The organism is Xanthomonas sp. 3793 (assembly GCF_024806835.1).
GTDB classification, from domain to species: domain Bacteria; phylum Pseudomonadota; class Gammaproteobacteria; order Xanthomonadales; family Xanthomonadaceae; genus Xanthomonas; species Xanthomonas arboricola_F.
In genome coordinates, this window is sequence record NZ_JANTYU010000002.1 from 221,279 (window position 1) to 242,100 (window position 20,822).

Below are 20,822 nucleotides of genomic sequence, written 5' to 3' on the forward strand. Positions count from 1 at the left end.
AATCGGCCTGTCTTAAGCCAGGCCATCCAGACGGAGCAGAGCATGCGGCATCGCCATTTGAACGGACTGGTTGTGGGGGCCGTGTTCATCGTCGCAGCTGGATGCGCCCAAGACAGCGCCCGCTCGGCACCCCGGCCCCCTGCGACAGCACCCGCCACCGGAAATGCTTACCCGGCAGTGCCTTCGTCTTCTCCAAAACCTTGGAAGCGCTTCGCGCTGGAGCAGGGCATGGGGGCAGCCTGTTCAACGCGGTCGCAGCGAAGCGCTTCCGGTCGCAGCGCGCTGCTGCCTGCCGACGAATGCATCGGCCCTGCGCCGCGTCCGCTGGCCGAGGTCATTTTGTCGCTCCCATCGTCTGATCTGGCGGTTGCCCCCGAGGCACGTATGCAGGCCTTGAAGAATGCCACGTACGTTGCTTCGCCTGGGTTGGGCGCACGCGCGGATTTCACGTTGGCGACCAATGCTTTCTGGGTGCGCTCGTTCGAGTCGCGCGAGCCGAGCAATACCGTTTACCTGGTTGGCGGGGCGACGTGCACCGATCAGGCAATGGACTGCAAGGATTCGGGGGGCGTCCGCGCGTTCCGGTTTGAGGGGCAAGGCCGGCTGGTGGATGTCAGTGGAGAGGTGTTGCCAGCTGCGCCCACCTTGTCCGAACAGGAGGTTCGGCGCTATCAAGCCTATGCCGAGCCGGTTCCCCTTCTGGATGTATCGCGCCTGTGGCAGGTTCCCGTGTTGCGCTGGGTCATCGAGTCGGATCCGGATGCGCCGCTTGCCAATGACCCGCGCTATTACAACGACTGGGCGTATCTGCATTTCGGATTTCTGGTCTGGACCGGGCAGCGCTTTGAATTGATGGACAAGGTTGATCGCTCGCGATGGCCGTGCAGGCCGGTGGCCGAAGGAAAGCCTGCCTGTTCCAACGCGCTGGACAGCAGGGGCGATCGCTTTGTCACGCCTTCCATGCAGGGAGAGCACGGATGGCAAGGATCATAGAGATCAGCATCAAAGCGCGTGCAGACGAGGTGGCTGCGTTGTTCAATGCCAACCGTTCCGCAGTGGCAGTTGCCTTGCTGGAACCGCATCGCCAAGGGCAGCCAGAGGTGGTACAAGAAAGCCTGGATCGCTATGTTGGCATCCAGGCCGAGCGGTTCAAAGCAACCCTGCACAGACGCGCTGGCAATACGTGCTGACCAGCACCACACCCGGGCCGGTGCGGGTGCAGCCACGGGACCAAGGGCAAGTGCATGAAGGGGCACAGCCAGGGCAGAAAGAGCGGGGGCATCCGCCGGCCCAGCCGCAGCGGCAGAACGGCGGGCCTGTAGCGCCCGCGCCTGGGAGGCCGCGACACGCAGCAGAAGACGCCCAACCCGCGTCTCACCCGTTGCATGCACAGGCCAGCACCTTGGTTGGCCGGTTGGACGCCAGTATGGCCGCGCCAGCGATGCGCATAGCGAGCGGTTGAGCGCCAGCCTGGCCAGTCTGGCAAAAGAGCACGGGATCGAGCGGATTGACCACGTGCTGCAAAAACCTGTCGCTCGACGGATATTCCATATTCCAGAATATGGAATATGGCGGGCCGGCTGTGGAACTGAAGCCCCAGGATCTGGTGGTGCTGTACGAGCAGGTCGCCCAGGCCAGCCAGGCCTGGACCTACTTTCCAGTCACGACCTGGAGGACGTCCTCAATGTCGTCGAAAGACGGTTGGAGTCCGGTAAACGCGGATGTGGTCTACGCGAACCGCAAGCGCGCCATGGCGTCGGATGTCTTCGATACCTACCCCCTGAGCTGGAAAACGCAGCGCCCTGGGGCGCTGCAGTAGGAGCTTGTGGCGAAGCTCTAAGCGATGGCTGTCAATCAGTCTCCACCGCTGCAGCGCGCTTTCCCATTGCCGCTTCGATCAGCGCCAAGAGGTTCTGCTGGCGCTGATCGCAGAAGCTGTCGAAGTCATCGGCACGCAGGGCGGCGACCGGGATGCGATGGCTGGTCAGCAGCGCATCCATGCCAACGTTGTCCAGCTGGACCTGCTTGTGGGCCTGCAGGGCGGCCAGATAGCTGGAGGGGGCCGATCCGCCAATCATGCGGTTGGCCTTGTAGGAGATCGGCGTCTTGTTGATGATCGAGTCGTAGCGCCGACGCGGGATGTCCTGCTTTTCGCACCAATCGCGCGGGAAGATGTGGTGGATGTCCAGCGCTACCTCGTCGGCTTCCAGGTCGCGGATACGCGATTTCCAGAACAAGTCCTGTGCGCCTTCGCGCAGCACCAGCACGTTGATGCCCTTGTAGGCGGCGCTCAGTCGCGAGGTCAGCGAGGCGAGGCGGTCGATCTGGAAGGTGGCATCGGCAATCGTGCGCGGCGGTTGGCCATCGTGTTCGATCCAGCTCAGCAACTCATCGACATCATTTGCAATACGGGTCTCCACCGCGCCGCCGTAGAGTTCGCCCAGCACGCCGCACCAAAACCACTGCGCCAGCTTCTGGTGGATGCGCGGCTCGCGCCAGTGTTCGTTGGCCCCGATCAATGCCAGCACCGCTGCCAACGGCGCCAGCTGGGTGCGGTAAGGCAGGTCGCGTGGCGCAGTGAAGCATTCCTGGCGCAGGAACTTGGCCGCACGCAGGAACCCTTGTTCAACTGGGTCAGCCCAGCGCTTGTAGGCATCCAGCGGCAGTTCCAGCACCGATGCGCGCTTGGCGCTGACCGGGGCCACCTGCTTGCCGGTCTTGCCGGCCTCGATATCGGCACGGCGCTTTTCCAGCGTGTGCAGCATGGTCACCGCCTGCAGAAAGTCGGTGTTCTCCACCCCGCGCAGGATTGGTTCCTTCGCCAGCCGCTTGTAGCGCGAGGACACCTTACGCAGCTCGCTGCCGTACCAGTCGTCGCGCAGGTTGTAGCCATCGGCGGCGTAGCTGGCGGTCACCAGCTCGAACACCGACAGCGGGACGCCGCCGGTGTTGACCTTCTCGAACACCAGGCACACTGCTTCCTTGCTGGTCTCCTTCTTCAGCACGATCAGTGGAATCTGGTACTCGTTGTATGCATCGAGCACCGTTTCTTTGAACTCAAAGAATTGCGCCTGCGCAGCGGCGTTGAACTTGAACAGGTCCTGCAGCCAGCCCATCGCCTCCAGGATCTCCGAGCATGGGAAGTACAGCTGTTTGCATTCCAGCTCGCGCGTGGACAGGTCCAGATCCAGCCTGCGGCCGAAGTCGCTGCGCTGCTGGCGGCTGCCGTCGGTGGCGATGATGGCCTCGTCCAGCCGGTCAGGGCCGGCCAGGGCGGTGGGGATGTGGATGTAGTAGTGGCGGTCGACCGGCTTGCCTTTGTCGGTGGTGGTCTTGACCGGGCCGGACAGCTTGAGCACCTGGGTCAGCGTAGTCAGACGCTGCTGACCGTCGAGGATCAGCTTCTCCGGCGCGGCCAGTCCCTGCAGCGGCACGTTCTCCACCGGGCGGACCTGGAAGCGCACCTCGCCGCCGGTTTCCAGCAGCATGACTGCGCCCACCGGGAATGAGCGCCCCAGGCTGACCAGCAGGCTGCGCACATGTTCGTCATCCCAGACCCAGCCGCGCTGGAAATCCGGTAGCTGGATCTTGCCTTGGACGACGTCCTTGAGCAGGTCCTTCAATGGCAGTTTGGTGCTGTCGAATGTGGTCATGGGTTCGCTTCCTTGTGATGGATGGGATGGATCAGATCAGCTTGTCGCCGCCTTGCGGCCGCGCTTCGGTTTGGGCGTGGCGGCGCGCTGGGTGCGGATGCGTTCCAGCAGCACGCTGGCCGGTTCGTCGCTGGGGTCCTGCGGCACCAGTTCGCCGCGGAAGGCCTTGGCAAGCAGGCTCTGCGTCAGCGCGTCGATGCGCTGCTTGACGGCGGTGACCTTGGCTTCCAGCTGGTTGGCGTAGGCGAAGAGCTGTTCGACGCGGCGGACGATCTGCTGTTGCTGCTGCAGATCGGCAACCGGAATAGTTAGTGATGACACTTTGCTAATGCTGAGGGTGTGCAGCCCAGTGGTGCTCTTGGCTACCTTCACCAAATCAGATCTTCCCTGTGGTGATGAGAGATAGATCATTACAAACTCTGGTAGAGCACCTCCATTGGATCTCCAGCGAATCAAGTGGTTCTGATGACAGCAGCCATTGATCTCACCGTGCCACGTGGCGGCTCTGCCGATGTGCTCAAGACTTCCGTTTCCTTCAACTATTAGGATGTCGCCTCGCTCGAGCGCGGTCTTTTGCGCTTCTGACGGTGAAACCCCAATGTCGCGCACTTCCGTAAGATCAAGGTAGCCAGCTTGTACATTCGCCACCCGCAGATAAGGAACGGAGAGTTCGAAAGAGCCTCGCTTCGCATTCTTAGTGATGCCGCCGGTGATCTCGCCGACCTTCGAGAGCTGGATGGTGGCGGTGAAGGTGACTTCTGTGAGCTTTCCAGTAATTGCCGACGCAAGTACGCCTTTGCGGAAGCGCTTGAGCAGGGCGGGGACGGCGTCGATGCGGGCCTTGAGGGTGTCGACCTGGGCCAGCAGCGCATCCAGCTTCTGCGCAATGCGCTTTTGCTCTACGAGCGGCGGCAGGGTGATCTGCGTTCTCTCGAAAGTGCCTTTAGTGACATGGCGCAGACCCACGCCCCCCTGCGCTGATCCAATCAGCTCGTCCAGTTTCTGATTGATAGCGTGCCGAAAGAATGTTTTATCTACCTGCTCAGTATCGAATTCGATCTTGAAGATGTGCTGATTCAGCGCTGCCGATGGGCCATTCCATACGTGCGCCCCGAAGGAAGTTCCGGGTGTTCCAGACCACGCAAAAAGCAGCTGCCCTGTCACTACAAAGTGGCGGGGGTCAAGTTCTCCCTTGAAGAAATTGAACGCGGCGTCGGGGCGATTTAGGTTCTGGATGCGGATGATGGGCAGTCCTTCTTTGCACCATTCTTGGGGCTTGAAGGCACGGCCATTGACCAACTCGCACAGGTCGCCGATTTCGACTTCCACCCACCCAACCGGCAACTCACTCACCGTCCACCTCGCTGCTGGTCACTTCCAGCCCCATCACCTCGGCCAGCAGCCGCTTCTGTTCCAGCGCTTCATCGCCGGCGCCCAGCGCCTGCATCAGCGCGTCGAGCTCGCGCAACGCTTCGCTGAGTTCGGCCATCGCTTCGGCGGCCAGCACTTCGGGCGCGGGCAGGCTGTTGGCATCGACGCTGTCGGCATCCTTGAGCCAGCTGATATCCAGCGAGTCGCCGCGCTCGGCGATCTGGGCGCGGGTGAAGCAACGGAAGCGGCTTTGCTCGCCTTCATCGGTGCGTGGGCTGGCGCCGTTGGGGTCGGTGCCGTAGGCCTCCTCGAACGGTTTGAGGTGCGTCGGCCCGAACGGGGTGCGCTTGCCAAAGTTGGGCATGTTGCTGCGCAGGTCGTAGACCCACGTCGCCTGCGTGCAGCCGGTGTCCTGGCGCGGGTTGGCGGCGGTGCCTTTCTGGAAGAACAGCACATTGGTCTTGACGCCCTGCGCGTAGAAGATGCCGGTGGGCAGGCGCAGCAGGGTGTGCAGGGTGCACTTGTCCATCAGGTCGCGGCGAATCTCGGTACCGACGCCGGCCTCGAACAGCACGTTGTCCGGCAGCACCACGGCGGCGCGGCCACCGGGCTTCAGGCCACGGTAGATGTGCTGCAAAAAAGCGAGCTGCTTGTTGCTGGTCTTGTAAGTGAGGTCGTCACGGGTGGGGCCGCCGCCGCCCTTGGCGGTGCCGAATGGCGGGTTGGACAGGATGATGTCCACCTTGGGCAAGGCGGCGCCGGCATTGCCGAGGCTGTTGCCGAGCTGGACCACGCCGGCGCCTTCGCCGGACATGCCGTGCAGCAGGCAGTTCATCAGCGCCAGGCGGCGGGTGCCGGGCACCAGCTCCATGCCGGTATAGGCCTTTTGCTGCTGGAAGCGGCGGGCCTTGTCGTCGAGCGTGTACAGATCGTCGGTGTTGGCCTTGATGTAGGCATCGGCGGCGATCAGAAAGCCGGCGGTACCGGCGGCCGGATCCTGCAGGGTTTCGCCGGGCTGCGGCTGCAGGCAGCGGATGATGGCGTCGATCAGCGCACGTGGGGTGAAGTACTGGCCGGCACCGGACTTGGTCTCGTTGGCGTTCTTCTGCAACAGGCCTTCGTAAAGGTCGCCCAGGCCGTCCTGGCGCGCGCTGAACCAGTCCAGCCCGTCGAGCGCGGTGACCAGGGTTTCCAGATGGCGCGGCTCCTTGAGCCGGGTCTGCGCGTCGGCGTAGATGGCGGCGATCATCGGATCGCTGCTCTTGCCCAGGTCCAACAGCATCTGCCGGTAGTGGTTGAGCAGGTTGAGGCCGGACTTGCCGTTGAGATCAGGCCAGCGGCTGCCGGCGGGCAGCTTGTGCTCGAAGGCGTCGTTGTTGCGTACCTGCTCGTATTCCATCTTGACGAACAGCAACAGCACCAGCTCGGTGACGTAATCGCTGTAGTTGATGCCGTCGTCGCGCAGGACGTCGCAGAGGTTCCAGAGTTTCTGGACGATGTCGTTATGGGTCATGGGGTGCTGCCTTGTTCTGAAGTGGTGCGGGCCGGCAGCGCGATGCTGGAGGCCGGCGTGTTGATGGCGTAACGGGTGCTGCGGCCACTGCCGGGCAAGCGGCGCAGGCAGCCTTTTTCCAGCAGGTCGGCCAGGTGGCGGGTGGCGGTGGCCTTGGAGACCTTGGCCACGGCCTGGTATTGCGAGGCGCTGATGCCGTGTTCGAAGCCGCGCTCGCCGCCATCGAGCAGGCGGTTGAGCACCTTGACCTGTTCGGCCGACAGCGGCTGCGCGTGATGCTGCTGCCAGAAGCGTGCTTTGGCCAATACCCGATCGATACGGTGCAGTGCCTGCACCAGGCTGTCGTGCAGGGTGGTGAGGAACCAGTGCAGCCAGTGGGTGATGTCGAGCAGGCCTTTCTGGGTAGTTTCCAGGCTGCGGTAATAGCCGCTGCGGTCGGCAAGGATGCTGGCCGACAGTGCGTGGAGGCGGATCGCCTGCGGTTGCGCCTGGGCCAGGGCGAGATCGGTGAGTGCGCGGGTGAGGCGGCCATTGCCGTCGTCGAACGGGTGCAGAGTGACGAACCACAGATGGGCGATGCCGGCACGCAGCAGCGGGTCCAGCGTGGCGTCGGTGCGCGAGCTGGCGAACCAGTCGAGGAAGGCGGCGAGCTGGGTGTCGAGCCCCTCGCGCGGCGGGGCTTCGAAGTGGACGGTGGGGCGGTCGAGCCGGCCGGAGACAACCTGCATCGGCTCATCGCCACGCAGCGCGCCGATACGGATGCGCGTGGGCAGCAGGCTGCCCTGTTCGGCAAACAGCCAGCGGTGCCATTGCAGCAGGCGGGGCAGGTCCAGCAGGGCGTCGGCGTGGCCAGTGGCGTCTAGCATCAGCTCGGCCAGCCCCTCGCTGCGGCCAGTGGTGCGGCGCGGGCTGTCTTCGGCCAGGCCCAGATGGCGGGCCAGCGAGGAGCGTACCGAGCCGACATCCAGCCGCTCGCCCTCAATGGCCGAGGAGGTGACGATGTTGGAGAGCAGGGTGTCGAGCGCTTCGGCGGCCTGCTGGTCGCCGGCGACCGCGCCGGCCATGCCGAGCAGCTGGCCGTGGGCGTGCTGGCAGTCGCGCAGAACTGCCGCCAGGGCATCTGCCTGCCAATGGAAGCGAGGCCAGTCGGGCTGCTGCCAGATCCAGCGGGGGCGGGGTTCGGTTGTGTGGTTGGGCATCGGTGAGCCGATTGGCTGGGTTAATTGGCTCTTTGGATGAGCCGATTATCCCGGCTAATCGGCTCATGCGCCAGTGTGAACTACCAACTCAGCCCGTCTGTTCCCACAGATGCTCGCCCAGGTCGCCCAGGATTTGGTCCAGCCGGCCATCGAGCAGGCGGTCCAACTGCAGGGCGCCGCCGTCGCCGCTGAAGTTGCGTTGTACCGTGTCGCGGTCCATCACCACCTCGTGTATCAGCTGCTGGGCCAGCCGCTTGAGCCAGCGCCGCTGCACCGGCGTCCAGTTGCGCTGGGCATAGATGCCCTGCATGGCCTTGTCGACGCGCTGCTCGAACGGTACCAATGCCTCGCCCAGCGCGGCACGGCGTATGTAGCCGATGATGCTGGCAGCGACCTCCTGCTGGGTGCTGTCGCGCCAGGCGCCGCGCAGGTGGGCCTCGCTGTAGCCGTGCTGGTCGAGCAGCAGGCGCACCTCGCGCAGCTGGGCGCGGGTGAGGTCGCGGGGGCGGTTGACGATGACGCTGAGCGCGGCGGACTGGTTGATCTGCTCGCGGATGAAGGCGTTGAAGCTGTCCAGGTAATCGGCCGGGGCTTCGTTGACGCCGTAGTTCTGTGCGCGTTCGAGCAGGGTGTCAGTGTGTTCGGAAATGACCGGGTAGCGGTCCGTGCCCAGCAGCACGCCCACTTCGGCCAGTTGCTCCACCAGGCGCGGGTGTTCGCGGAGGAAGCTGGCGGCATTGCGCGCGCCGAGCTTGTGCAGATGGGTGTGCAGCACGGCGGGCGCCACGCCCCAGGCGGTTTCCAGCTCGCTGAGCTTGTCGCGCAGATCCGGGCGCTGCTCGGCGCGATGCTGGGCCTTGCGCAGCACGCGCATGATGCGCTGGCTCAACTGGTCGAGCGCGTCGTCGGCATGGCTGCCGCCGTTGCTGCCGGGGGCATCGAAGCTGCGCTGCTGGCCGAGCTCGTGGACCAGCTGCTCGATGCTGATGTTGGGGTCCTTGACCAGCGGGCGCATGGTGTCGACGTCTTCGAGCGCGGCGTACAGATCCACCGGATCGAAGATGCGGAACACGGTCTTGCCGATGTCGTCGCAGCGGCGGGTGGCGCGGCCCTTCATCTGTTCGTAGAGGATGCGCGAGCGGACCCGGCGCATGAACACCAGGTTGGCGATACGCGGCACATCGACGCCGGTGGTCAGCAGGTCGACGGTGATGGCGATATTGGGGAAGCGCTCGTTCTTGTAGTTGCGAATCAGCTGGTCGACCTTGTCGCTTTTGCCGGTGATCACCGCGACGCTGGCCTGGTTGTAGTAATTGCCATGGACCTGTTTGAAGGCCTCGTCCAGCTGGTTCTTGACGCGTTCGGCGTGGGGCTGGCTGACGCAGAAGATCAGGGTCTTTTCCTCGCCGTCCGGGTCCAGTTCGATGGCGAGCTGCTCGCAGACGACCCGGTCGAAGTCCGCGGTGATCACACGCCGGTTGAACGACTCGATATTGAAGTCGAGCTCGTCTTCCAGGTCTGCGGTATCGACTTCGCCGGTCTGCGTGTTGATGACGCTGACGCGCTCGCCGCGATCGAAGTGGATGCCGTTCTTGCCGAGCGCGGTGGTGTAGCGGATGGGCGGCTCGTGGTCGATCAGCCAGTCATCTGCCACTGCTTCGCGGTAGCTGTAGGTGTAGATCGGCTTGCCGAAGATTTCGGTGGTGTGCTTGGCCGGCGTGGCGGTCAGGCCGATACGGCAGGCATCGAAGTAGTCGAGCACGCGGCGGTATTGCGACAGGTATTGCGCGTGGTCGCGCACGGCCAGCTCGCCGTCGGTCATTTCCTGGTCGAGCGTGTAACCGCGGTGGGCCTCGTCGACGACGATACAGTCGAAGGTGCCGATCGGTGGCCGGTCATCGGACTGGAAAATGCGCCGGACCATGGCCTGCACCGTGGCGACCTGCACGCGGGTCTCATCGGCGGTGCGGGTGTCGTCCAGGCCATCGAGATTGTAGATCTGCGCCAGCGTCTGGTTCTGCTCAAGCTGCATGTCCTGCATCGTCTCGGTGGCCTGGGTGCCGAGCGCGGAGCGGTCGACCAGGAACAGAACCCTGTGAAAGCGCTCGGCCTTGAGCAGACGGTAGATCAGGCCAATCATTGTGCGCGTCTTGCCGGTGCCGGTCGCCATCGCCAGCAGGCAGTTGCGTGAGCCCGATGCCAGCGCGCCTTCCACTGCCTGGATCGCGCGCTGCTGGTAGTCGCGCAGGTTGAGGTAAGCGAAGCCTTCCTGGGCCAGGTCGCGCTCGGCCTGGTCGCGATCGCGGCTGAGCAGATCGGCGATGTCCTCGGGCGTGTGGAACTTCTGCAGCGGGCGCCGCAGATTGGCCGGTGAGCGCAGGTCGCGGAACCAGATGCCCGATTGCTCGGCCAGTTGTTTCACGAAAGGACGGCCATTGCAGGCGAATGCGAGCGGCACTTGGAAATGGCCGCCCTGGCCGTCGGCCCAGCCTGCGATCGAGGGGGTGGCCGGGTAGGCGGGGGCCAGCTCGCCACGCATCACAAAGTCGCGCGCGTAGCGCTCGGCCTGGGGAATCCGGTCGGCGATGTTGATCTGCTTGCGCTTGGCCTCGACGATGGCGACCGGCGTGAGACCGGCGAACAGCACATAGTCGGCGTTGGCGCGCGGCACCTTGGTGGGCCACTCGGCGATGGCGAGGTTGCGACCTTTTTCCGGGCGGATGCCCTTGGCGTGGGTGAGGTCGAGCGAGTCTGCTTCCCAGCCGGCCTCGCGCAGCTGTTGGTCGATCAGGATGCGGGTGAGGTCTTCGCTGAGGTCAAAATTGTTGCTGGCCTGCTGGGTGGCGCCGGCGACCTGTTGGGTGGCGGCCTGGCGGGCGGTATCCGGCCGTTGCAGGCTGGCGATGCGTTGTTCGAAGTCCTGGCGAAGCCGTTGCAGTTCCTGTTCGCGTTGGACTGCCAGCGCCGACTGCGCACGCGCTTCGACGTCCATCGCTTCGGCGAGCTCGGCGTTGAGCTTGGCTTCGCTGTCCTTGAGTTCGGCGAGCGCCTGGCTCTGGTCGTGTTGCTGGCGGGCGGTATCCAGCTCCGCTTTCAGGCGATGGACCTCGGCCTGTACTTCACGCAACGGCGCGGCTGGATCCTTCGGGGGCAGGAAAGCACCAGCCTTGAATTCGGCGGCGTTCCTGCCGAAGGCCCGGTGGTACCAGACCGCCAAGTCGCGGGCGACCTTCAGGCCATCCATCGCTTCGCGGTGTTGCGTGGTGAAGCCGTGGGTCGCCTTGTTGCCCTCGACCCGCAGTACGTGGAACAGCTCCTGGATCCGCCGGTCCAGGCGCAGCTCGCGTGCGAGCTGGTAGATCAGATCCGCCTGGGTCGTCCGTTGGTCGTGGATGATGCCGGCGCGCCCAGCGAGATCCTGGGCAAGCGCTTCGGCGAACTGCCGGAGCTTGATCAGCGTGGTGTTGGGATCGCTGGCAAAGACCTGCTCGGCCATCGAGGCCAGTTTGAAGAAGACCGGATCGTGTTCCTGCAGGAAGGAAAAGTTGCTGTCGACAGTCACACGCGTATCCGTACTTGGCGCCCGGCGGGATGGCATCTCGCGGTAGCCCTCATAGGTCACCGACGCTGCCGTGGTCATTCTAGCGCCGGATGCGATGGACCGATATGCGATGGCTTGGGCCGTCGCAGCGACCTTGTTGGCAACTGCGCAAGTTTTTCCTGTGAATTCCCAGTCTTTTGTCGACAACACAAGTCGTTGCCGCAATGAAATTCGGCGGCAGCATGGATGCTTCTGCCTGATGATTCGTTTGAAATGAGTCTACTGCCTATATGAAATTGCAGGTGCCGAAGGCCTTGAAGGCGGTACTCCTTGACGACGGTAATCTGTAGTAGCACGATCACCTCACGGAGCCTCGAAACTCCCCGAACAGCGGTACCCACCTCCGACAAACCGGTGGGTTTTTTGTGCCTGCAACTTTTGTGGGTGCAACCGACGTGATGCCTGCGTCGGGAGGGCGGCTAATACAACACCCGCAAGGGGAATACGCCCGCCGGCTGTTCGCGGTTTCGAGCCTCCCGACTTCCCGTCCGTCGCCTTGCGGCGGGCGGGCTGATTCCATGGAATGAGGAGCAGGCCATGTCGGACGTTTTACGAGATGCGCAGTCACACCCGGGCTACTACCTGCCAGAAGGCGCGCAGTACCGCTTGCAGCAACTGCACGACCACATGCGTTTTTTGGCGCGCCTGGCGCAGCCGCGCTCGAGGGCCGAAGAGCAGGCGAGGCAACCAGTCATCCGTATGGACGAGCTGGCGTGCTGCCTGGAGCTGCTGGCCGAGCAAGTAACGCAGGCACTGGCACAGGTGCAGTGGCCCGCACTCCTGGAGCCCGAGGCCCCTGACCGTGAGCGTGCCGGCTCAGGGAAGGCCGTATGAGCCGGCCGGTGATGGCGTCGGCCCCGGCGCGAAGGCGGGCAGGGGATGGCATGCAACCTAATGCGTTTGCCTTCGGCATTACCTTGGAGCAAGTAGACGCGCTGGATCAGTTGTTGCTGACCATCGCCGCCCTTGGCGATGTGATCGTTGCCGGCAACGCCGATTGGCTGGACCGCCGCACCTTGCCCGTGCTGGGCGGCGCGATCTTTGATGCGGCCGGTGCCATGCATCGCATCCTGGACCAGTTGGAGCTTCAGCGGATTTAATGACTCAGGCCATTGGGGCGCTGATGTTTCGGCGTAGGTGTGCTCTGTAACCGCGACGTCGAGCAACTACTAAGCTGGGCTGGACGTGTCGACAGTCATCGCGCAGATGCCTCACTTGTCGGCAGTGACGTAGCGATCTTCCTCGATGCATTCCGACGGCCTGTCCGTACACGGCCATAGGCTTGCAGGCACGGTGTCGCGGTTCTCGAAGTGGTCGCCGTTCCAGAGAAAAAAGCCGGCATGCACCCGCATGCCGCGATCGAAGGCGCGGGGCGCGTCTTTGGCTAGCGGTTGCTCGGGGTCGAGCTCCATGATCCATCGGCCGACGGGGACTTGGTCCAGGCGCGAGGCATCGAGGAACGCCTCGCTTGCACCGGCGGCCTGATAGCGCTTGTAAAGTTCGCGGCCTAGCGTGTCTTCGGGCTGTCGGATGCTCGTGGTCACATCCTCGGCTTGGCCATTTGCAATGCGGTATGCGCGCAGGCCGCCGCCTAATCGCTGATTGCCAGGCTTTGCGCACTGTTGTCTTGCCGCATCCAACGTTTTGTCGGGCGGAAGGTGCTCAAGCTCCTTGCAGGATGCGCTGACAAGCGCAAGGTACCCCACCACGCCCGGGGACACGCCTTGAAAGACACGTACCCATATAAAGTACGCGGCACCGGACTGCCCGGTACTGGTGATGCGCAAGTCGGAGGGCGAGGTGCCATGCGGTATCTCGACGACGTAACTGCTCTGCTTCTCCAGCAGATGCTTCAGAAGCGGGCGTGGGATGTGGAGTGAGTCTGTTGGCAGCGAAAGCAGCGCAGCAATGACCTCGTCGGGAATAGGTCGATAGCTGCCGTTGGCTGCAGTTCGATTGTTAGGGCTTGCGACCCCAGGCAACGCCTGGGCAAGGTGAGGTGCGTTTTTGGGGCCCGTGCTGGAGTCGGGAAGTGGTGTGGTAGCCGGCGGATTGATCCTGGCAGACGACGCAGGCGCTTGCTGGGAACAGCCGGTAACTGTCAGAAACGCGAGAAGTGCGAGTGTAGGCAAGCAACGGTTGCTTTGCATTTTCATCTGCCTCCAATCGCAGGCTGTTGCTGTTGCTGTTGCTGTTGCTGTTGCTGTTGCTGCCCTTGCGTCTCGATCGCAGTTTGCTGCTGCTGGTGAAGCCGCTGCAGACTTGTCTCGACGGGCGTTGCTGCAATGGTGGCCGTCTCGCTGGCAACCCTCAACGCCGCAGGATCGTTGTCTTGCCCCTGAACCAGAAAAATTCGCGTGCCTTCGGCCTGTGTTCCGGTTGCGTTGCTGGGGACCAGATTATCAACACGTGTCATGCCGTTTGCCTTGGCTTCGTAGAGTAATGCCAAGCTGTAGCTACCTGCATTTTGCGCGTAGTGCCCGCCTAGTGCGGTCAAATGGCCACTGATTTGTTGCTGTAGGCCATGGTCCGGGTGCCCGGGCGCCCGAGGATCAGGGGTGGTACCTGGCTGAAAATTCTCCCGCTCTTGATTCTGTCGCAACGTTTGCGTCGGTGCCACTGAAGTCAATACGTACTGCCAGCGGTCCTGACCAGGCGTCCCACGGACCGTGCTTACGAAGGTGTCGTAATCGTTACCTCCTATGGTTTGGCATCCAGCTGAGTCGGTATTGCGCCCGCTGCCGCGATGAATCTTAAACGTGTTGTTGAGGTCTTGAACGCCTTGCGTGTCGCGAGCATCGAACCACCCATCGCCATTGCTATCGCGCTCAACCCGGCGACTCCCATTCGCCATAGCCGCATCTGTAGGACGCAATGCGAATTCATCGGGATGGCCGCGTCGCGGATGCGTTGCTCGGCCCATCTCCGTTGTTCCCTCCGCCATGCGCCCAAGGTCGCGAACACCATCACGATTGACATCTTCGCCCTCGGTTTTAGCCTTGGCGTTTACCTGTTCATAGCCTTGGCTGCGTGGAGTTGTCTTGGCGTGTCCGTCGTACTGAGCAGTGGGTTCCGTTGTCACATCATTGAATTCGCGTGCGTGACGTGTGCCGTCGGAAGCCCTCCACAGCACAACGATGCGATCGTCATACACACCCGTACCCCTACTGTTCGTGTCTCCCGTTTGTGAATCGGTTCCTTGCGTTGTCCGATTTTCGTTGCGAAGCCCAACAATGACCCTATCTTGCGTCGCCAAGGCTTGGTGCGCGGCATCATCGCCTCGCGTTTCAACAATGCTTGCGTAAATGTCGTGTTGCTGCGCCTGAGAAAGATCGCGCGTTTCCTCAGCACCAGGAAAACGGGGAGCATTACGTGCTGCTTCCAGTCGAGTAATAACTGGCCCTACTGTCGAAGCGTCTGTTGCCGGCAGCCCGCCGGGGCGCTGAAGTGCATCAATTCGCTCCGCTGCACGCGAAGCGACTGAGCGGTCCAAAGCCTCTTGCACTAGTAGTGATTGGTCCTGGCGCAACGCGTCCAGCCGCATGGCTGCCTCGCGGGCCTGGCCTTGGTTGAACAGGCGTGCGACTTCGTCAGCAGATGCGTTGATATCAAGTTCCGGCATGTCTCTCTCCTTGAGGTCCTTGGATGGCGATCAGCGAGCTGAACAAGTTGCCGATGTACCACCGAATTAGCGATGATTCAACCGCTTCGCAGCTGCTGATCTGTATGAATAGCAGCTTCGCCCGTAACGGTACGGAATGTCTCATCGATCTGCGTCCGACGCAGGCTTTAAATATCGGACAGATTCGGTTGAAGATCGAACGCTTAGGCTTTCAGTCGCTACACCGGCGCAGACTTCAAAATCCCCGACAAACTCTCCCGCAGGATCAGCTGCAAATGCATGCGGTTGAGTTCCATGCCGCTGGTCATCACGCTGTGCAGGCCGCCGCACATGGCGGCAACGGCGAAGACGCGGGCCTGGAATTCCTGTTGGCTGCTGGCCGGGTCGGCGTGGCCGCGCAGCAGGCGCTTGAGCAGGGCGCTGAGGTGTTCGATCAGCGATGCGCTTTGCCTGCGCATGAAGGCGGCCAGCACCGGGTCGCGCAGGGTGGCCAGGTGCAGTTCCAGGTCGATGCGGGTGCGCTTGATGTTGATTTCCTGCAGCAGCCATTCTTCGAGCAGGCCGGCGATGAAATCCACCACGTGCACATTGGCTGGGCGTTCCACCAGCCACATCTGGCGGATGGCGCGCATGTAGTTGCGCTCCAGCAGGGCGCGCACCAGCGCGTCCTTGTCTTCGAAACGTTGCAGCAGGCTGCCGCAGCTGACCTTGGCGCGCTCGGCGATCAGCTCGAAGCTGGTGGCACTGAGGCCGATGACGTCGATGCACTGCTCGGTGGCGTCCAGCACCTCTTCCAGCAGCAGTTCTTCGCGCTCTTTTGCCGTGCGCAGCAACAGGACGTTGGACATGGGGCGGTAGATCAGCGGGGGGCTGCAGTATAGCGGCGCGGCGTTAGTCGTCCGTTGCGTTCGCTTGCTGATAGGCCATCAGTCATGGATGCGCATGCGTATTGAAACGCCGGTCACAGATGCGCTGGTCAACCATGTTTTCACGGTGGCTGTGCGACATGTGAGGCGACGTTATGCAGGAGAAGCGTGTGAGTGAGAACAGTGCGGTAGCCGGCGTGTCGGCGCAGTGGCCGGCGCGGTTGTGGGTGGTGCGGCATGGGCAGAGCGCAGGCAATGTGGCGCGCGACGTGGCGGAAGCCAATGGTGCGGCGCTGATCGACCTGGAGCATCGCGATGCGGATATTCCGCTCTCGCCACTGGGCGAGCGCCAGGCCGAGGCGTTGGGGGCGTGGATGGCCGGTCTGCCCGAGCAGGAGCGCCCGACGCTGATCCTGAGTTCCACCTATGTGCGTGCGCGCCAGACCGCCGCTGCAGTGGCGCGTGCGCTGGGGCAGCCGGCCGAGTCGGTCAGCGTGGACGAGCGTTTGCGCGAGAAGGAATTTGGCGTGCTCGACCGTTACACCACGTCCGGTATTCGAGAGGCGTTTCCAGCGCTCTTCGAGCAACGCAACCTGGTAGGCAAGTTCTACTTCCGCCCGCCCGGTGGCGAAAGCTGGTGCGATGTGATCTTCCGGCTGCGCGCCATCGTGGGCGATCTGCAACGCAACCATGTGGGCGCGCGGGTACTGATCGTGGGGCATCAGGTGATCGTCAATTGCTTCCGCTACCTGATCGAGCGGATGGACGAGGCAACCATCCTGGACATCGATCGCGAAGGCGATGTGCCCAACTGCGGGGTCACCGGGTATGCGGTTGCGGCCGACGGGCAATCGCTGGAGTTGCTGCACACCAATTTTGTGCCGCCGGAGCTGGCTGATGAGCCGGTGACCACCGAGTCCGACCGCCCGGCCGGCGCGCGCTGATGGCCGCCCCGCGCGTGCGCCTGCTTACCGCCGCCGCCTTGCGGTCGATGCCGTTGCCGGCACCTGGCGGCGACAAGGAGCAGCGCGGGCGCGTGTTGATCGTGGGTGGCTCGATGCGCGTGCCGGGCGCGGTGCTGTTGGCCGGCGAGGCGGCGCTGCGCACCGGTGCGGGCAAGTTGCAGATCGCCACCGCCGTCAGCGTGGCGCCGGGCATGGCGTTGGCTGTGCCCGAAGCCCTGGTGTTGGGATTGGCGCAGAACGCGCACGGCGAGATCGTGCGCGGGCACCGCGCGCTGGATGGGGCGATGGCGGCCTGCGACGCGGCAGTGATCGGGCCGGGCATGGCGTCGTCGGCCACCACCACGGCGATGGTCAGGCGCGCTGCCGAACAGGCGGTGTGCACCTTGGTGCTCGATGCCGGTGCGTTGTCGCGCGGCTTGCGGGCGCCGATCGGGCGGCCGTTCGTGCTGACGCCGCACGCGGGCGAGATGGCGACCCTGGCCGGCGACGACAAGGCAGCGGTAGAAGCGGCGCCGGGGGAGTACGCGCTGAAGTTTGCGCAGAAGCTGCGCAGCGTGGTGATCGTCAAGGGCGCGGACAGTTTCATTGCCGGGCCCGACGGTGCGTTGTGGATGCATCGCGGGGGCGCATCCGGGTTGGGCACCTCCGGATCTGGCGATGTCCTGGCGGGATTGATTGCCGGGTTTGCCGCGCGCGGCTGCGATGCGTTGGGCGCTGCGCTATGGGGCGTGTTTGTGCATGCAGCAGCGGGCAGGCAGTTGGCCAAGCGGATCGGGCCGGTGGGGTTTCTGGCGCGCGAGCTTGGATTGGAAGTGCCTGGGATTTTGGATCGGTTGGCGCGCCGGTGATTGAAGCCAATCGCTTGATGCCGCACGCGGACCAAAGCCCTGTCCAGTGGGAGAGGGGTTGGGGTGAGGGTACGCTTGCTGGAGTCGTGGGGCTGTCTTTCCAGATGGGGTTTATGTTGCTGCCTGATTGCAGGGGGCAGCTTGCACTCTGAGCAGACGTACCCTCATCCGGCCCTTCGGGCCACCTTCTCCCGAGGGGAGAAGGGAAAGTGCGGCGATGGAAGGATGCATGGTTGCGCTCGTTTGTTGCGCGATGTTGCGCCGCGTTGCTCGGTTAGGCTTGGTCACCAACCTGGGAGGGTGCACGGTGAAGCGAACGATTGCCTGGTCGATGGTGGGGGTTCTGGGAGTTTGGGGTGCTGCGACTGAAACGGTGTTGGCACCTGCATCTGCATCTGCATCTGTATCTGTATCTGTATCTGCATCTGCAACAGCAGCAACAGCAGCAACAGCAGCAACAGCTGCAGCAACAGCTGCATCTGCAACAGCAGCAACGCTGATTCCGAGGCCGGCATCGACGGCACCGTCTGCATCCACGCCCGCATCGACGGCGGTAGACGCTGCGGTTGCGGATGCTGCTGCTCCGCCAGCAGCACCCGCCGGCGCACTACGCGTCTACACCTCCGCCCAAGGCGCAGCGCAGCAGATGCGCGCCAGCACCGCCGAGGCGCCCAGGGCCGGGCATGCGTTGACCGAGAAGGAGAACTCCATCTTCGTCAATCCGCAGCGGCGCTTCCAGGAGGTGCTGGGCATCGGCGGGGCGATAACCGATGCCAGTGCCGAGACCTTCGCCAGGCTGCCCAAGCCTGCGCAGCGCGCATTGCTCACCGCCTATTACGACCCGCAAAAGGGCATTGGCTATACGCTGGCGCGCACCACCATCCACAGCTCGGATTTCAGCAGCGGCAGCTACACCTACATCAAGGAAGGCGATGCGGCGCTGAAGAGCTTTTCGGTCAGGCACGATGAGCGTTATCGCATCCCGATGCTGCGCCAGGCCATCGCGGCGGCCGGCGGCACGTTGACGACATTCGCCAGCCCGTGGAGCGCGCCGGCCTTCATGAAAGACAGCAACAACATGCTCAAGGGCGGCAAGTTGCTGCCCGCGTATGCGCCGGCCTGGGCCACCTACTACACGCGTTTTATTGCGGCCTACGAAAAGGCCGGCATCCCGATCTGGGGCATCAGCCTGCAGAACGAGCCGATGGCGGTGCAGACCTGGGAGTCGATGGTGTTTTCCGCCGAGGAAGAGCGCGACTTTTTGAAGAACTACCTCGGCCCGACGATGGAGCAGGCCGGCTATGGCGACCGCAAGATCATCGTGTGGGACCACAACCGCGACATGATGCTGCACCGCGCGCATGTGATCTTCGACGATCCGGAAGCCGCCAGATATGCATGGGGCATGGGCTTCCACTGGTACGAGACCTGGGCCGGGTTCGCGCCGATGGTGGAGAACGTGGCGGCGGTGGCGCAGGCGTACCCGGACAAGCCGCTATTGCTGACCGAAGCAGCGGTGGAAAAGTTCGACCCGGCAAAGTTGCAGTACTGGCCCAACGGCGAGCGCTATGGCACTGCCATCATCAACGATCTCAATCATGGGGCGGTGGGCTGGACCGACTGGAACATTCTGCTCGACCAGACCGGCGGGCCGAACCATGTGGGCAATTACTGCTTTGCGCCGGTGCATGCCGACACGCGCACCGGCGAGGTGATCTACACGCCGAGCTATTGGTATATCGGTCACTTTTCCAAGTTCATCCGCCCCGGTGCGCGGCGGGTGAGCGCGGCCAGCAGCCGCAGCAATCTGGCAACGACGTCCTTTCTCAACACCGATGGCAGCCTGGCGACGGTGGTTATGAATGCCAGTGACGTGGCGATCCGTTACAACCTGTATGTGGGTGAGGCGTCCAGTGAATTGGAGATCCCGGCGCACGCGATCCAGACGGTGGTGATGCAGTAAGCGCGGACTGTGGGCGGAGTTTTAGTAGAGATTGCGTACCCTCATCCGCCCTTCGGGCACCTTCTCCCGGGGGGAGAAGGAGGCTTCTGCATGATCGAAGCCTTCCTTGCGTAGTCGGTCGAATTACCTTGCGTTTCCGTTTTACGGATACATCAGCCCTCGATATTGTCGCCAGTAGCAAAGACGCGATCGCCAGCACCAAGAACGCCACCGAAGAAAACCCTGCCGATACGCTCCGTATGCAGCGATCGGCAGGGTTCTGGTGGCGTGACGTTGGAAGTGCGCTTTCAGCTGCCTCAGGACAGCAACAAACCGCCGGTGGCACCGAATACTTCGCCCGTCACATAGCTGGATTCCTGTGAGGCCAGGATCACATACAGCGGCGCCATCTCCACCGGCTGGCCGGCGCGCTTGAGCGGGGTTTCCGAGCCGAACTCGGGAATCTTTTCCGGCGGCTGGCCGCCGCTGGGCTGCAGCGGGGTCCACACCGGGCCGGGGGCGACGGCGTTGACGCGGATGCCCTTGTCGGCGACCTGCTGGGCCAGGCCCTTGGTGAAGTTGACGATGGCGGCCTTGGTGGACGCGTAGTCCAGCAGCGTCGGCGAGGGCTGGTAGGACTGGATCGAGCCGGTGTTGATGATGGATGCGCCCGGCGGCAGGTGCGGGATGGCCGCCTTGCACAGCCAGAACATCGCGTACACGTTGGTCTTGTAGGTGGCGTCGAACTGCTCGGTGGTGATGTCGGCGATATCCTTCATCGCGGTCTGCTTGCCGGCGATGTTGACCAGCAGGTCCAGCCCGCCGAGCTCGGCGACCGCGCGTGCGACCAATTCATTGCAGAAGGCTTCGTCCTTCAGGTCGCCCGGGATGCTGATGGCTTTGCGGCCTTCGGCCTGGATCAACTTCACCACTTCCGCGGCGTCCTGCTCTTCTTCCGGCAGGTAGTTCAGCACGATGTCGGCGCCTTCGCGTGCATAGGCAATCGCAGTGGCGCGGCCGATGCCGGAGTCGGCGCCGGTGATCAGCGCCTTGCGGCCCTTCAGGCGGCCGAAGCCCTGGTAGCTCTGCTCGCCGTGGTCGGCCTTGGGCTGCAATGCATGGATGGTGCCCGGCGCTTCCTGGGTCTGCTCGGGGAACTTGGGCTGCGGAAACTGGGTGAGCGGGTTCTGCATTTCGTACTGGTTTTTGGTGCTGGACATGCGCTGGCTCCTGCAGTGGGGG

Annotated in this window: 16 protein-coding genes and 2 pseudogenes; 9 read left to right on the forward strand and 9 right to left on the reverse strand. The window is 63.5% G+C overall.

Features of this window, described 5'->3' with window-relative positions:
• The first annotated feature begins 42 nt into the window (after positions 1–42).
• The 3 genes and pseudogenes from FHY18_RS07290 to FHY18_RS07300 all read left to right on the forward strand — a co-directional run.
• Entirely contained in the window at positions 43–993 is a 951-nt protein-coding gene (locus FHY18_RS07290; protein WP_259153141.1) for a hypothetical protein, read from the forward strand.
• Positions 994–1,144: 151 nt separating this feature from the next.
• Positions 1,145–1,521, forward strand: a pseudogene (locus FHY18_RS07295) (XVIPCD domain-containing protein); the annotation flags it as partial.
• 40 nt (positions 1,522–1,561) lie between these two features.
• A pseudogene (locus FHY18_RS07300) lies at positions 1,562–1,654 on the forward strand (MarR family transcriptional regulator); the annotation flags it as partial.
• A 196-nt stretch (positions 1,655–1,850) separates the two neighbouring features.
• Here the strand turns inward: FHY18_RS07300 and FHY18_RS07305 are convergent.
• From FHY18_RS07305 to hsdR, 5 genes are all read right to left on the reverse strand, one after another.
• The gene (locus FHY18_RS07305; protein WP_259153142.1) at positions 1,851–3,653 is read right to left on the reverse strand and encodes a DUF262 domain-containing protein; all 1,803 of its coding nucleotides are present in this window, start codon (positions 3,651–3,653) and stop codon (positions 1,851–1,853) included.
• A gap of 36 nt (positions 3,654–3,689) precedes the next feature.
• Positions 3,690–5,006, reverse strand: a complete 1,317-nt coding sequence (locus FHY18_RS07310) for a restriction endonuclease subunit S (protein ID WP_259153143.1) — start codon at positions 5,004–5,006, stop codon at positions 3,690–3,692.
• Positions 4,999–6,537: a type I restriction-modification system subunit M gene (locus tag FHY18_RS07315; RefSeq protein WP_259153144.1), complete on the reverse strand. Its 1,539-nt coding sequence runs from the start codon at positions 6,535–6,537 to the stop codon at positions 4,999–5,001. Before FHY18_RS07315 ends, FHY18_RS07310 begins: the two co-directional genes overlap by 8 nt.
• Positions 6,534–7,736, reverse strand: coding sequence for a Fic family protein (locus tag FHY18_RS07320; protein WP_259153146.1), 1,203 nt, complete (start codon positions 7,734–7,736; stop codon positions 6,534–6,536). The genes FHY18_RS07315 and FHY18_RS07320 overlap by 4 nt, the downstream gene beginning before the upstream one ends.
• Positions 7,737–7,824: 88 nt before the next feature.
• Positions 7,825–11,298: a type I restriction-modification system endonuclease gene (gene hsdR, locus FHY18_RS07325; protein WP_259153147.1), complete on the reverse strand. Its 3,474-nt coding sequence runs from the start codon at positions 11,296–11,298 to the stop codon at positions 7,825–7,827.
• 576 nt (positions 11,299–11,874) lie between these two features.
• Here hsdR and FHY18_RS07330 point away from each other — a divergent pair.
• Positions 11,875–12,171 (forward strand): hypothetical protein, encoded by a 297-nt coding sequence (locus tag FHY18_RS07330; protein WP_259153149.1) that lies wholly within the window; start codon positions 11,875–11,877, stop codon positions 12,169–12,171.
• Positions 12,168–12,437, forward strand: a complete 270-nt coding sequence (locus FHY18_RS07335; protein WP_259153151.1) for a hypothetical protein — start codon at positions 12,168–12,170, stop codon at positions 12,435–12,437. Before FHY18_RS07330 ends, FHY18_RS07335 begins: the two co-directional genes overlap by 4 nt.
• Positions 12,438–12,548: 111 nt before the next feature.
• On the opposite strand, the gene FHY18_RS07340 is transcribed toward FHY18_RS07335, so the two are convergent.
• The 3 genes from FHY18_RS07340 to FHY18_RS07350 form a co-directional block, all read right to left on the reverse strand.
• A complete protein-coding gene (locus tag FHY18_RS07340) occupies positions 12,549–13,493 on the reverse strand; it encodes a hypothetical protein (protein ID WP_259153153.1) in 945 nt (314 codons plus the stop codon).
• On the reverse strand, positions 13,490–14,959 hold the full coding sequence (locus FHY18_RS07345; protein ID WP_259153155.1) for an XVIPCD domain-containing protein: 1,470 nt from the start codon (positions 14,957–14,959) through the stop codon (positions 13,490–13,492). The genes FHY18_RS07340 and FHY18_RS07345 overlap by 4 nt, the downstream gene beginning before the upstream one ends.
• 218 nt (positions 14,960–15,177) lie before the next feature.
• Entirely contained in the window at positions 15,178–15,807 is a 630-nt protein-coding gene (locus FHY18_RS07350; RefSeq protein ID WP_259153156.1) for a TetR/AcrR family transcriptional regulator, read from the reverse strand.
• A gap of 173 nt (positions 15,808–15,980) precedes the next feature.
• On the opposite strand from FHY18_RS07350, the gene FHY18_RS07355 reads away from it, so the two are divergent.
• The 4 genes from FHY18_RS07355 (at position 15,981) to FHY18_RS07370 (ending at position 19,601) form a co-directional block, all read left to right on the forward strand.
• Entirely contained in the window at positions 15,981–16,769 is a 789-nt protein-coding gene (locus FHY18_RS07355) for a histidine phosphatase family protein (protein ID WP_259153157.1), read from the forward strand.
• Positions 16,769–17,638 (forward strand): NAD(P)H-hydrate dehydratase, encoded by an 870-nt coding sequence (locus FHY18_RS07360; RefSeq protein WP_259153158.1) that lies wholly within the window; start codon positions 16,769–16,771, stop codon positions 17,636–17,638. Before FHY18_RS07355 ends, FHY18_RS07360 begins: the two co-directional genes overlap by 1 nt.
• 356 nt (positions 17,639–17,994) lie before the next feature.
• Positions 17,995–18,138, forward strand: a complete 144-nt coding sequence (locus tag FHY18_RS07365) for a hypothetical protein (protein ID WP_259153160.1) — start codon at positions 17,995–17,997, stop codon at positions 18,136–18,138.
• A complete protein-coding gene (locus FHY18_RS07370) occupies positions 18,138–19,601 on the forward strand; it encodes a glycoside hydrolase family 30 protein (RefSeq protein ID WP_326521206.1) in 1,464 nt (487 codons plus the stop codon). Before FHY18_RS07365 ends, FHY18_RS07370 begins: the two co-directional genes overlap by 1 nt.
• Before the next feature lie 296 nt (positions 19,602–19,897).
• On the opposite strand, the gene FHY18_RS07375 is transcribed toward FHY18_RS07370, so the two are convergent.
• On the reverse strand, positions 19,898–20,800 hold the full coding sequence (locus FHY18_RS07375; RefSeq protein ID WP_259153163.1) for an SDR family oxidoreductase: 903 nt from the start codon (positions 20,798–20,800) through the stop codon (positions 19,898–19,900).
• Positions 20,801–20,822 lie beyond the last annotated feature (22 nt).